At 52.2% G+C, this 12,594-nt stretch carries 11 protein-coding genes; 5 read left to right on the top strand and 6 right to left on the bottom strand.

The genetic code is table 11. From position 1 onward, the window contains the following. The 3 genes from ACR9EC_RS10375 (at position 1) to ACR9EC_RS10385 (ending at position 5,019) form a co-directional block, all read left to right on the top strand. Positions 1-3,156 (top strand): AAA family ATPase, encoded by a 3,156-nt coding sequence (locus ACR9EC_RS10375; protein WP_435299157.1) that lies wholly within the window; start codon positions 1-3, stop codon positions 3,154-3,156. Between the two features lie 136 nt (positions 3,157-3,292). Then, complete coding sequence (locus tag ACR9EC_RS10380; RefSeq protein WP_435299158.1) at positions 3,293-4,876, top strand: sodium-dependent transporter; 1,584 nt, start codon at positions 3,293-3,295, stop codon at positions 4,874-4,876. Then, entirely contained in the window at positions 4,876-5,019 is a 144-nt protein-coding gene (locus ACR9EC_RS10385; RefSeq protein ID WP_435299159.1) for a methionine/alanine import family NSS transporter small subunit, read from the top strand. Before ACR9EC_RS10380 ends, ACR9EC_RS10385 begins: the two co-directional genes overlap by 1 nt. A 44-nt stretch (positions 5,020-5,063) precedes the next feature. On the opposite strand, the gene ACR9EC_RS10390 is transcribed toward ACR9EC_RS10385, so the two are convergent. Then, positions 5,064-5,420 carry a nucleotide pyrophosphohydrolase gene (locus ACR9EC_RS10390; RefSeq protein ID WP_435299160.1) on the bottom strand — a complete coding sequence of 119 codons (357 nt, stop codon included), beginning with the start codon at positions 5,418-5,420 and terminating at the stop codon, positions 5,064-5,066. 136 nt (positions 5,421-5,556) lie between these two features. Between ACR9EC_RS10390 and ACR9EC_RS10395 the strand changes: the two genes are divergently transcribed. After that, positions 5,557-6,669, top strand: a complete 1,113-nt coding sequence (locus tag ACR9EC_RS10395) for a VIT1/CCC1 transporter family protein (protein ID WP_435299161.1) — start codon at positions 5,557-5,559, stop codon at positions 6,667-6,669. Between the two features lie 63 nt (positions 6,670-6,732). Here ACR9EC_RS10395 and ACR9EC_RS10400 read toward each other — a convergent pair whose 3' ends face one another. The 4 genes from ACR9EC_RS10400 to ACR9EC_RS10415 all read right to left on the bottom strand — a co-directional run bounded on the left by ACR9EC_RS10400 (position 6,733) and on the right by ACR9EC_RS10415 (position 10,983). Beyond that, complete coding sequence (locus ACR9EC_RS10400; RefSeq protein WP_435299162.1) at positions 6,733-8,160, bottom strand: flotillin family protein; 1,428 nt, start codon at positions 8,158-8,160, stop codon at positions 6,733-6,735. Positions 8,161-8,272: 112 nt separating this feature from the next. Continuing rightward, on the bottom strand, positions 8,273-8,761 hold the full coding sequence (locus ACR9EC_RS10405) for an NfeD family protein (RefSeq protein WP_435299163.1): 489 nt from the start codon (positions 8,759-8,761) through the stop codon (positions 8,273-8,275). A gap of 85 nt (positions 8,762-8,846) precedes the next feature. Further along, a complete protein-coding gene (locus tag ACR9EC_RS10410; protein WP_435299164.1) occupies positions 8,847-9,575 on the bottom strand; it encodes a hypothetical protein in 729 nt (242 codons plus the stop codon). A 91-nt stretch (positions 9,576-9,666) separates the two neighbouring features. Then, positions 9,667-10,983 carry an MFS transporter gene (locus ACR9EC_RS10415; RefSeq protein WP_435299165.1) on the bottom strand — a complete coding sequence of 439 codons (1,317 nt, stop codon included), beginning with the start codon at positions 10,981-10,983 and terminating at the stop codon, positions 9,667-9,669. A gap of 131 nt (positions 10,984-11,114) precedes the next feature. Here ACR9EC_RS10415 and ACR9EC_RS10420 point away from each other — a divergent pair, with 131 nt between their 5' ends. Beyond that, positions 11,115-11,444: a GNAT family N-acetyltransferase gene (locus tag ACR9EC_RS10420; protein WP_435299166.1), complete on the top strand. Its 330-nt coding sequence runs from the start codon at positions 11,115-11,117 to the stop codon at positions 11,442-11,444. A 27-nt stretch (positions 11,445-11,471) separates the two neighbouring features. Here the strand turns inward: ACR9EC_RS10420 and ACR9EC_RS10425 are convergent, their stop codons facing one another. After that, positions 11,472-12,566 carry a phosphotransferase family protein gene (locus tag ACR9EC_RS10425; protein ID WP_435299167.1) on the bottom strand — a complete coding sequence of 365 codons (1,095 nt, stop codon included), beginning with the start codon at positions 12,564-12,566 and terminating at the stop codon, positions 11,472-11,474. Between the last annotated feature and the right edge of the window lie 28 nt (positions 12,567-12,594).

The raw sequence follows: 12,594 nt of genomic DNA on the forward strand, positions 1-12,594 counted from the left end.
ATGCAGCTCCACCACATGGCCTTAAGCGCAATCGGTCCTTTCGCGACGGAACATCACATCGACTTTGCAACGCTCTCCGCTTCTGGCCTTTTCCTTCTTGAAGGGCCCACCGGCTCGGGAAAATCCACAATTATCGATGCCATTGTTTTTGCACTGTATGGAAAAGTCGCATCAAGCGCAACAAGCGACGATCGCATCCGATCAGCATACGCAGACGACACCGACGACAGCTACGTCGACCTCGTCTTTGAAACAACACACGGGATCTTTCGGGTCACCCGACACCCCGAACGAATGCGACGCAAAAAACGAGGCACCGGGTTCATCAAAGAACAAGCGCACGTCAAACTGTGGAGACTCAGCACCACCGATCTCGAAACATACATCAACACATGCCGAACCGCCCCCACCGCACACGCGACACTACATCTCACAGTTGGTGAACTGCGCTCGCAGCGCATGGACGAAACAGGCGCAGAAATTACGCGAATAATAGGGCTGGATCGTCACCAATTCGTACAAACGATTGTGCTACCCCAAGGCGAATTCGCTAATTTTTTGCGCGCCCAGCCTGAAGACCGCAGGCAACTTTTACAAAAAGTATTCGGCACCGAACTCTACGAAAAAACCCAAGAACAACTCGCCGCAATGAAACGAGACGCCGAACGCGACGTCGCATCGAGTCTGCAAAAACGACGCGAAGCGGTCCTCGCATTTCACCAAGCAGCCGGCACCCAACACGATGACATCGATGCCCTCATCGCAGGTGACGACCACGAACTATACGACCACGTGCGCAGCGAACTGAAGCGCACCCGCGACAACGCAGAAGACGCAGAAACACACAGAATAATATTGGCCGGCGCAGAACGCAGCGCTCACACACTCTACGAACAGCACAACACCACGCAACAACGCATTGAGCAGCGTAACCAGCTACGTATACACAGCGCAGAACTCAATGAACAGGTGCCTGACATACAGCGAAAACAGGTCGCGCTGAAAGCAGCACAACGTGCAACATACGTGAGTTCAGTGCTAGAAGCAGCGCAAGAAGCTCGTCAACACGCACATCATGCGTTAACCGAGTTCTTAAGCGCTGTAGAAGACGCACAAGAATATGCAGACCTGCCACACGTGGACGGCGACTTGCCGTTACAAGATCCCTTCGCAACTCCTGCGCAACGCAGCACCGTGAGCCTATTTGAACGCACCTTCACCGACAACAAAAATGTGCTGGTTACGCAACGCGACGCTGCACAACAGCAACAAGGTCAACTCGTTGAACTCGTTCGTGTAGAACAGAACATCCCCCAGCAAGAAAAAACGCGTGACAACGACGCCCGCGCGGCCCAACAAGCAGCAGATACGTACGCTCGTCTGGAATCCTTAGTGGTGGACCGGCCTGCGCGTCGGGCAAAACTGGATAAAAAGCATCGTGAACAGCAGAAACAAGCTGCCAATGAAGAACTGTATGCAACAGCAGTGGCTCATGCAGAAGACAATATTGAACGATGGGATCTGTTCAGCCAAGCAGAAAGCGAAGCGAACACATCACAAGAACACGTCAGCGCATGTGTTGCAGTTGCTCAGCACGCAGCAGACCATGAACACGCACAAAGGCAAGCATGGTTGACGCACATCGCTGGAGACCTCGCGCAAGAACTTGAACCAGATCAGCCCTGCATGGTGTGCGGGTCAACAACCCATCCAGCACCAGCGCAGCGAGATGAAAACGCGACAACACAAGAAAACGTCGCCGAAGCTGAAACACAACGCAAAGCAGCAGAACGGGACCTTGCCGAAGCGCAAAGCCAACTAGCCGCAGCGCAAGAACGAGTAGCAGGTTTACGCAAGCACATTACAGGCGCTAACCGTGAAGAAGCCCAAACACGCCTCGACGAAGCGCAAGCTGCCTTGACCGCAGCACGTGAAGCCCAAACCTTAGCGCACGACGTGGAACAGCAACTCAAAGACTTCGACGCCGAAACAAGCGACCTTGAAACACAAAAATCTGTTGCTGCTCAAGAAGAAGCAACCTGCGCCGCCCGCGCCGATGAGCAAACACGAGTCATCGACGAACAGAAAAAACGCATTCATGACGTTGTGCACGAGTTCAACCCCACCACAACCACCACCAGTAGCGTAGAGGAGCTACAGCATCTGTTACATGTACGGGCTCAGAAACTGTCAACGCTCATTGAGGCCATTGAAGAACGGGCGCGCGCCAATCACACTGTTACAACGCGTGAATCTGAGGTGCAACGCACTCTTACAGAACACGGCTTTACCGACGAACAAGAAGCACGCAACGCCGAACTCCCACAACATGAGCGTGAAACCTTAGAACACAACATTGTGGCTTTTGAGCAACGTCGTGTAACACTGCATACACAACTGAACGATCCTGTTCTTGTTGACCTTCCAGAAGCTCTAGACGTTAACGTCGCTGAGTTGCATGAGGCATGGCAGACAGCGCAAGCGCGCCATACAGACGCGCAAAACACAGTGCACGAGTTGGCGTTGGTGCATGACAACACGAATAAGCGGGCAGAAGCGCTTGAAGAAATACTAAAAACTGTTGCCAAGACATATGCTGCCGTGGCCCCTGTGTTACGAATGGCTGGAGTCGTCAACGGCAATTCCAGCGACAACACAAAACGTCTGACACTTGCCACCTTTGTGCTTATGCGTCGTTTCGAAGATGTTGTTTCGGCAGCAAACAGTCGCCTCGTGATGATGTCCGATGGCCGTTATGAACTTGAGCGCTCAGATGAGAAAGAAGACGTCCGAAGCCGTAAAACAGGGCTTGCTTTACGGGTTATCGATCACAACACAGAGACGTCTCGTGACCCACGCACCTTGTCCGGTGGGGAAACTTTTTATGTTTCTTTGTGCCTTGCTCTTGGCCTCGCAGACGTCGTAACGGCAGAAGCCGGTGGTATCGAACTAGGAACGTTATTTGTTGATGAAGGGTTTGGCAGTTTGGACCCGCATACGCTCGATGCCGTGGTACAGGTACTTGGCTCTTTGCGCGACGGGGGACGAACCATCGGGGTTGTTTCACACGTGGAAACTCTGAAGCAGACGATTCATGACCGTATTTCGGTAAGCCAACTATCGCAGCGAGGATCCACTTTAACTGTTCTTGCATGATGCGCCCGTTGCATTCACGCACGTCAGAGAATTAAACGTTTGATGTGTAAGACAGTTCAGCGCGCATAATGGAGCGTTCACTACTATTTTTTAGATTAGATAACACTAGGTTCCGACCTTTCGGCCAGGAGGAAGCATGGCACGCACGACGAAGTCCACGCCCAAAAAGCGTGAACAATGGTCCGGCCAAGCAGGATTCATCTTTGCAGCCATCGGGTCTGCGGTCGGCCTGGGAAACATATGGAGATTCCCCGGCGTAGCATACGAGAACGGTGGAGGCGCATTTATCCTGCCTTACCTGATCGCATTGCTCACCGCAGGTATCCCCATTCTTTTTATCGACTACGCGTTGGGTAACCGTTTCCGCGGTGCCCCACCCACGGTTTTTCGTCGTATCCGTAAAAAATTTGAATGGCTCGGCTGGTTCCAAACCATCATCTGCTTCGTGATCATCCTGTATTACGCAGTCATCATCGCGTGGGCTGGTAGCTTCGCCTTCTTCTCCCTCGACTTACGCTGGGGAGACGACGCCAGATCATTCTTTACCAACGACTACCTTCAAGTAACACAAGAAGTAGGCGACGTTGGCGCGTTCGTGCCACACATCTTATTTGGGCTGCTCGCAGTATGGATCGTCACCCTGCTGATCCTCGGATTCGGTGTGCAAAAAGGACTGGAACGCACAAACATCGTGTTCATTCCGCTCCTCGTTGTTTTATTTGCAGCACTCGTGATTCGCGCGCTCTTCCTCCCCGGCGCAATGGACGGTCTCAACGCATTATTTACCCCGCATTGGGCTGCGCTCGCTGACCCGCAAGTATGGCTTGCCGCGTATTCGCAGATTTTCTTTTCGCTATCCATTGCCTTCGGCATCATGATTACGTACTCGTCGTACATTAAAAAGCGGTCAAACCTTACAGGACCGGGGCTTGTAGTCGGGTTCGCTAACTCATCATTTGAGGTACTTGCAGGCATCGGCGTATTTTCCACGCTTGGGTTTATGGCCCAACAGCAAGGCATATCCATTGCAGACATGGACGACATTAAAGGTGTCATGCTGTCCTTTGTCACCTTCCCATCAATCGTGGCGAGCATGCCCGGCGGAAGCATCTTCGGCTTCTTATTCTTTGCCTCCTTGGTACTAGCCGGACTCACCTCGCTTGTTTCACTACTCCAAGTTGTGTCAGCAAGTTTCCAAGACAAATTTGGGTGGGACGCACGCCAAGCAGCAGTGCGAGTCGGAGCAGTCTCAGCAGTCCTATCAATCCTGCTCTTCGCTCGTGAAGATGGTTTATTCATCCTCGACGTAGTAGATAAATGGACGAACGAAATCGGAATTGTCGGATCAGCGATCGCCATGCTCGTGGCCTTGCTGGCCTTCGGCATGATCCCAGTATTGCGTGATCACCTCAACGCACACTCCAGTTTCCGAATCGGAAAAACATGGCAAGTTCTTGTCTCCATCGTCGTCCCTGTGGTGCTTCTTTGGATGATGGCAGCTCAAATTCAAAGTGTCGTGGGGACGCCGTATAGCAACAACCCAGTCTGGTTCAACACACTGTATGGCTGGGGAGCAGTTGCCTTCATCGTCCTCGCCGCAACAATTATGACTCTTGTGAAATGGAAACAATCACCAGACGAATTTGTGCCAGAACCGACCCTGCCCAACGAGCGCATCTACGCCAAGAGCATTCAAGCAAACACACAAGGAGAAAACTGATGACGCCCATAGCAATCGTCACGTTGATCGTCTCTATTGTCGTGCTATGGGGCGGACTTGCAGCAGCAGTCATCCATTTAAACGCCTATGACAAGAAAACAGGCGAACACGACTTCGAAGAATACGAAGACCACACCACATAACCGACGGATACTCATTAAGAGCGCAGCCAGTCATGGCTGCGCTCTTAACTTTTTGACACAAACTTACCCACAACACTGTGTGGACCAGTAACGGGGAAACGGTCTCGATTTCGTTCAAGTTTGGCTGTACCTGCCGCGCCCAAATCAACGCCTAGGACGTCTGCAAGACGAATCAAATAAATGAATACGTCAGCGAGTTCTTCGCCGATACGCTCTCGTCTTTCCGGTGAAGAGAACTCTTCAACCACAGCGTCTTCTCTCAACCACTGCACCAATTCAGCGACCTCGCCAACCTCACCCATTAACGCTAAAAGTAAAGACTTGGGGTCTTGGAACTGCGGCCAATCACGTTCGACGGAGAACTCGCGAACCTGCTCAGTGAACGCTGCAATGTCAGTCATGATCTCTACACTGCCATAGAAGTTCGCATAGACGAACTTGTACCTTCAGCCTCCCAGAAGCAGCATTGTGCAATGGCTTGGAAGAATGTACACAGCCGCAACAAGGCGCCAGCCCCTCCAAGCTAAGGAAAGTCACATGACTGAAACGCACAGCCCTCCAGATAGCTTTTCATCATCGAACGTACCTGCGCCCACCCCCAAACAAATCAAAAAATGGCGTAACTATCTTGCCGACGAACAAGCAGAAGGTGCGGTCTATCGAGATCTTGCTAGTCGTAAGACCGGAGAAGAACGAGAGATCCTCCTCGCATTAGCTGACGCAGAAAAACGCCACGAACAACATTGGCGTGACCTGCTTGGCCCACACATCGGTAAACCCTTAAAAGGTTCCAAGCGCACACGTATGCTGGGCTGGCTGGCTCGACGCTTTGGAGGAGTCTTTGTTTTGGCTTTAGCCCAGCAAGCAGAGGGCCGCACCGCATATGAAGCGGACGCTGATGCGCCAGCAAAAATGCTTGCAGACGAACGGATCCACGGTGAAGTAGTGCGTGGTCTGGCTACTCGCGGCCGCCAACGTATTTCAGGAACTTTTCGGGCAGCAATATTTGGGGCGAATGACGGGCTGGTGTCTAACCTTGCGCTGATCTTAGGTATTGGAGCGTCGGGGGCATCACACGGAACAGTTTTATTGTCTGGTTTCGCTGGGCTGCTCGCTGGTGCTTTATCTATGGGCGCGGGTGAGTATGTTTCGGTGAGTTCCCAGCGCGAACTGCTGGCCGCAGAGAACCCATCACCGAAAGCATCACAAGCAATTGGTGATCTTGACGTTGATCAAAACGAATTGGCGTTGGTGTATAGGGCGCGCGGCATGAGTAGCAACGATGCCGAAACGCATGCCAAAAACATGATTGCGAATTTCACCGCCCACACAAAACTTGCTGAAGACGCAGAGCATGACAAGCATGAAGCAGTCGGTACAGCGTGGGGTGCTGCGATTTCGAGTTTCTTCTTCTTCGCGTCCGGCGCGCTCATTCCGATTTTGCCGTACATGTTTGGCCTCGATGGCTTACAAGCAGTATGGGTGGCATCAGCACTGGTAGGTGTCGCACTGATCCTCACCGGAACGAGCGTCGGAGTGCTTTCAGGATCATCGCCTTTGCGTAGGGCAATACGCCAGCTCGCTATCGGTTTTGGTGCCGCGGCAGTGACCTATGTGTTGGGTCTCCTCTTTGGAGCGACCATCGCATAAATCGTGTACGTATACGTGAAGGGGCTAGGCGGTATCCGCCTAGCCCCTTCATCGTTGCTTAATTTACTGCTCTGTTTTGTTGGCAGCGTTTGTGACGAGTTCAGCGATATCGACACCGGTGAGCTGCTTGATGATTTGCTGACCTTCAGCAAGTACGTTGGTGACATTCTTTGATACGGCCGTTGCACCGTCAGTTGAAATAACGGTCATGCCTTGAATGTTGCCAACTGGCTCTGCAGCGGCACGAACAATATCAGGGAGACGCTCAATGAGCTCTTGAACAAGCGCGGCTTCGCCATACTTCTTGAGTGCTTCTGCTTTTGCATCGGTTGCGGCAGCTTCTGCACGACCCTCAGCTTCAATAGCGTAAGCGCGTGCTTCACCTTCTGCTTTGATACCTGCGGCAAGTGCTACTTGGCGGTCACGGTCTGCTTCACCTTGGCGGCGGACAGCTTCTGCGGCAGCTTCTGCGTCTTGAATTGCAGCGGTCTTGTTGGCTTGTGCGATGGTTGTTCGCTTGAATGCGTCCGCTTCAGTTTGCGCGTTTGTGGTGTCACGAGAAGCGTTAGCAGCCTGAACTTTCGCGTAAGCGTCTGCTTCTGCCGGTTTACGAACCGAAATGTCGAGTTCTTCTTCGGTGACTTTAGCCTGCTCAGCAAGTGCTTCACGTTGTTGCGTTGCGACGAGGCGGTCTTGTTCCGCGCGTGCGAGTTGTCCTGCAGCTTCTGCTTCAGCGTTCGCCTTGTCAGTTTCTGCTTTGATGGAGGCTTTTCGGAGGTCAAGGGCTTTTTGGCGTTCAGCGATTTGCTCAGATGCGTCGATGACCGCGAATTCGGAGGCTCGTTTAGCTTCTGCTTCAGAGACTTCAGCGATTTGGCGGGCGCGTGCTGCTTCTGCACGACCTAGGTTGGCAAGGTAGTCCGAACCTGGTGTGGAAATGTCAGAGATGTTGAGGAGGTCAACTTGTAGGCCTTGCTCGGCGAGGTCTGCTTTTGTTGATTCAACAACGCGGTCTGAGAGGCCCTTGCGGTCGGAGATGATCTGCTCGATCGTCATGTCACCAACGATGGAGCGCAGTGAGCCTTCAAGGGATTCTTTAATGATTTCGGTGAGGAGTTCTTGTTGTGACAAGAAGCGCTGTGCTGCCCTGCGTACGCCTTCTTCGTCGCCGCGTACTTTGAAGTTGATGGACGCTTTAATCGCAATTTTGATGCGGTTTTTGTCTACGCCTTCAACGGTAATTCCGATTTGGCGTTGTTCGAGCGAAAGACGGAAGCCTTGTTGGAGGATAGGCCACACGAATACGCGTCCACCGATGACGACTCGCTGGTTAGCGTCTGCTGATGCTGCTCGTCCGGCACCGCGCCCGACGATAATGAGCGCTTCGTTTGGTGGTACTCGGCGCAGCCGCTTTGCAATGAATGCTGTTACTGCAAAGAGTGTGATGACGAGCGCTATAACAGCGAAAATGACAATGTTTGGGTCGTCCATGAGTCAGCCCTGAGTGGGCGTTCCTTTCGGTAGAGGCGGGCAGTGTGCAGCTCGGTTTCACTGTGACTTGTGTGAAACCTTGGTGGGGCGCGCTTCCTGTATGGGGAGGCGTTTATTCGGCAGGGGTATGTGGCGCGGTGGAGCTTACGGGCTCAACACACACGCGGGATCCAGCATGAGAGATGACGACGATTCGGGTGCCTTCGGTGATGGGGTGGTGCGCCCATGCGAGTCGGCGTTCTAGTTCGTTTGGATCGTCGAGGGACACTTCACCATGTGATGCGGAGATGTCTGTGGTGGCGATTCCTTGTAGTCCGACGATGATTCTTGGTGCAGTGTCGTCGGAGTTTTTGAGTCGCTTAATCAAGAGGTGCACTATGGCTAGCACGCATATGCCGGCTAGTCCTGAAAGGATGAAAGTCCAGTGCAAGGGTAGTTCGGCAGAAGTTGTGATGACTCCTACGGCCCCAAAGACAGTTAACCCTGCCCCTAGCGTTGTGCCGGAGAAAATGCCATCTGCAAAGTCAAAGATTTCCCCGAGGAGCATCGAAAAAGAGAGTAATACTAAGCCGATAGACCCGATAAGGATAAACGTGAACATGCGTGATCTTTCACTAAGCTCTATGAAGTGCTCTTACTGTACTGGATAACGCATAAAGTGTGAATTTAATTGTTTTCGCATGGTGTTAGCGTCGGGTGCGTAAGACTATCTGGCCGTCTTGAAATACCTGTACGCCGGTAACAACGAATGTTCCTTGAGGGGTGCTTACCCGAATAAGGTCGGGTGCAGTTACTTGGCCGGGAGCAATACGGTCAAGTCGTTCGCGTGTCTTGTTAGCTGCATGGATTTTTTCGGCAACGGTAAGCACATCGAGTGGAAACTCAATGCTTGATGTGGTGTGGGGGCTCGCGAACTCATTGTTAACTGGTGCAGCTGCTTCTGTTGTTGCAGCAGGCACATGCGACCTAAGTGGTGGGGTAGGAACAACAGCATGCGAAGCGGTGTATGTGGTTGTGCGAGCGGCCGCTGGTGAGGAGACCGCCGTGGTGTCGCGTGCTTGGTCAAGGGACACGTGAGGTGCGAGTTGCTTGACCCGGTTGATTCGGGTGAGAGGGCTGTGAAGAACAGAACCTCCCGCTAAAGATCCCTCGTATGTGCGTAGAGCAAGGATTGCTTCATTCCTGATTTTTTCTACAGTCACACGCGCATACCCTTGGCCGCGGGCTGGCGTGAACGAGAAATTAGCTACTTGATCGGCGGTCAACCCATCCGGGTGGAGCCGTCCTGTGGTCTCATAATGACGCAATGTAGCAATCAGTAGGTTCATGAAGGAATCAACTGTTGTGGGGTTTACTGCGTCGCGCAGAGAGTAGTTGAGGGGTCGTGCAGTAGTAGCTTGTGTGGAGGTGAGCATGAGCACAGCCTAATGCTCAGATGCAAACGCTGGGAATGGCTAAAAGTGGGGAGTTCTGTCCCCGCTTAGGAGAGCGTTCTCGCTGTTGAGATTAGGCCGATGGATTGAGGTCAATTGTGGTGATTCGTTCGGCCGAATGAGTTGCCGTTTGGGCTTTTAAGAACTTCATTGCCAACAGAGTAATAGCCACTGAACACAACGCAGCAACAACAACAACGAGGAAGCCTTCATGGGCGCCATGCTCGTCAATACGTTTACCAACAAGAGAAGACCCTAAAGCCACACCAACACCTAACGCGGTACTAAGCCATGTGAGTCCCTCAGTGAGTTGCCGCGGCGGTACGACAAGCTGCACAAGGTTATTTCCGTTAATTAAAGTTGGGGAAATCGCCAGACCAGCAACAAACATTGTTGCACCGAGCATCCACAAGTTCGTGGCAACGAAAAATAGTGACGACAACACAGCTAGCGCCACATTGCCGATAACAAAGCGTACCCATAAAGGCGATGCCCACTGGCGTGCGCCATAGAAAAGCCCAGAAACGCAGGAGCCGAGAGCAAAGAGGCCAAGAATGAGCCCCGCCGTTGCTTTTGTTCCTTGTTCTTCAGCAAACGCAAGCGTTGCAACATCAGACGCACCAAAGATAGCGCCCACGCACACAAACACTGCGATAAGGCTGAGGAGCGCAGGATTTCGTAGCACTTTTTGTGATGCGTGCCCAGACTCTTTAACAACAGGTGGTGGCTCTGTGGTTTTTTGTGCCAAGAACCAGAAACCGCCCACAACCATAAGAACCACAGGAACGATAAGTCCTGCGTAGGGGGTTATAGACGTCGCCAATAAGGTCGCTGCGATGGGACCGATCACGAAGATCATCTCATCGATGGCGGCTTCTAACGAGAATGCAGTGTGTAGTTCTCGAGGGTCAGAAATAATGTGTGACCAGCGTGCTCGTACCATCGCACCTAACGAACCGACAGTTGCACCGGTAAGAACAGCGAACACATACAGTGTCCATGTTGGCTGTCCCGTAATTGTGCAGACCACGAGCGAGGTTAAGGACAGCGCAGCCACCACAATTGCCGGACGCATAATCCGAGCCTGACCGTAATTGTCAACGAGCCGAGCTAACTGCGGTGCATATAGAGCATGCGCGATCACATAGACGGCACTAATTTTTCCAGCCAGTGTGTAGGCTTCTTTGCCCAACCCCCACGACTCTGCGTAGGCAGAAACCATAAGGATAATTCCGATGCCGACCATGGACATAGGAGAGCGGGCGAGCGCACCAGCGATCGAGAAACGAAGAGCGCCAGGCTTTGAATAGACTACTGCGTACGGGTTGCGCGATGGTTTTTTCGCGGTTTCAGCAGGTGAGTCTTCGATGTGTGAAGAGTCATGAACCACCTTTTAAGTTTCGCACTGTTTCACGATAAGCATGGGGTGATCTGCCCCACCATATGCTGAAACGCGCTCTAGCGGGTTTACCGTAGAAATCACACACGCATATATGGAATGGAACAGGAAAGCGAAAACATATGAGCGTTCACAGCGATAAAGAAGAGTTCGACATCACCCAAGACCTGCAAGGTAGCAGGTTTGTTGCGCGTGCTCAGGACGGCGAAATTGCTGGATATGTTGCCTATGAGATCAGCGGTGAAGGCCTCTTCAATAAAGTACTGTCCATTCCTAGTACCGTAGTTGACCCTCGTTTTAAAGGCCAAGGTGTCGCGTCTGCGCTCACCATTGAAGCGTTCTCATGGGCACGGAAAATTGGGGCGACAGTAAACCCTATATGTTCGTTCACTGCAGGCTTCATTGACCGCAACCCGATATACCAAGATCTGCTTGCAGAACAGTCGGTATAACGGGCTGCGATCAACAACAAACATGTTTTAACGTGGCACGTACGAACCTGTTAAGAGGTTCAATGCTGCATGAAGCTGACGGTTCATCTTTTCGGTGTGCTCAATAACCCAGTCCTGCGGGTAGTCGCGTGGGCCAACCTCAAGCAATAGCAGCGCGTAAATGTAGCAGCGGTAGAACAAGATACGAATGTCTGCGCTCGTGAGTGTTTCGGCTTGAGGCGCATGCGTGGGTACGTCGAGTGACGCAAGTGCGTGCATGATGTCAAGGTCTACGTGCCCAAGGTTCAGGCTAGGTGCATCGTGTTGCGCAGTCTGGTATATCCGTTGCGCAGTATCCATGTACGCTTGCGCGTGATCGGTAGGGATAGGGCCCTCACCTAGCTGATCGCAGCCAACAAAATCAAAAAGCGGGTCGCCAAACAGTGCGCGTTCTGTATCAATAACTCCACATAAGCCATGCTCAGAGTTAAGGAACATATTTCCTTGCCACAAGTCCATGTGAATGAGGTGGGCACGTGTTACGTCATCAAAGACGTGTATGTGTTGCGCTAACGCTTCACGCATCAAAGCTTCAGGCAGACGAATGTCCCACCTTGCGCTGTCTGCAAAGAGCGCTTCCCACATGTTCGTGAACGCTTCACGCCATGTCTTTCCCTGCAGGTTAGGTGACGCAGGATACCCGAAAGTATGTGACGTGACAGTGTGTAACAGCGGGAAATAGTGGGCGCGGTCAAGGGCTGGTCGTTCAGCGTCCCAACCAAGTTTTTTGTCCTCAATGAGGGTCGTCCATGGCGTTCCGTCAAGGTGTGACACGAAGATCGCATCGCCTTCCACATGAGCGCGGGTAAAGTCCCAGTGAATTACCGACGGCATAAGAAGCGCAGGTTTATCTGCGCAGCGTTGATAAATATCGAGTTCTGCTTTGGTTATGTTGCGCTCATAGGTGAGTAATGACGAATCGCCAGCAGGGGCAATCTTGACAACAATTACTTGGCCATCTGTAAGCGTAACTTTGAATGTTGTTGCAAACATGCCCCCGGTTAAACGGGCGTAGTGCGCAATAGTGCCGATTGGGGATACCAGATTTGCTAATTGATCAGCAGAAACATCGAGTGCAGTCATGAGCCACACACTATCGGTTTGTATCGAA

It is taken from the genome of Timonella sp. A28 (assembly GCF_051200815.1).
Taxonomy (GTDB): domain Bacteria; phylum Actinomycetota; class Actinomycetes; order Actinomycetales; family Cellulomonadaceae; genus Timonella.

What these genes read in the sequence shown, in the direction of transcription:
- ACR9EC_RS10375 (WP_435299157.1), top strand. Translation starts at nt 1, where the DNA reads ATGCAGCTCCACCACATGGCCTTAAGCGCAATCGGTCCTTTCGCGACG.
- ACR9EC_RS10380 (WP_435299158.1), top strand. Translation starts at nt 3,293, where the DNA reads ATGGCACGCACGACGAAGTCCACGCCCAAAAAGCGTGAACAATGGTCC.
- ACR9EC_RS10385 (WP_435299159.1), top strand. Translation starts at nt 4,876, where the DNA reads ATGACGCCCATAGCAATCGTCACGTTGATCGTCTCTATTGTCGTGCTA.
- ACR9EC_RS10390 (WP_435299160.1), bottom strand. Translation starts at nt 5,420, where the DNA reads ATGACTGACATTGCAGCGTTCACTGAGCAGGTTCGCGAGTTCTCCGTC.
- ACR9EC_RS10395 (WP_435299161.1), top strand. Translation starts at nt 5,557, where the DNA reads ATGACTGAAACGCACAGCCCTCCAGATAGCTTTTCATCATCGAACGTA.
- ACR9EC_RS10400 (WP_435299162.1), bottom strand. Translation starts at nt 8,160, where the DNA reads ATGGACGACCCAAACATTGTCATTTTCGCTGTTATAGCGCTCGTCATC.
- ACR9EC_RS10405 (WP_435299163.1), bottom strand. Translation starts at nt 8,761, where the DNA reads ATGTTCACGTTTATCCTTATCGGGTCTATCGGCTTAGTATTACTCTCT.
- ACR9EC_RS10410 (WP_435299164.1), bottom strand. Translation starts at nt 9,575, where the DNA reads ATGCTCACCTCCACACAAGCTACTACTGCACGACCCCTCAACTACTCT.
- ACR9EC_RS10420 (WP_435299166.1), top strand. Translation starts at nt 11,115, where the DNA reads ATGAGCGTTCACAGCGATAAAGAAGAGTTCGACATCACCCAAGACCTG.
- ACR9EC_RS10425 (WP_435299167.1), bottom strand. Translation starts at nt 12,566, where the DNA reads ATGACTGCACTCGATGTTTCTGCTGATCAATTAGCAAATCTGGTATCC.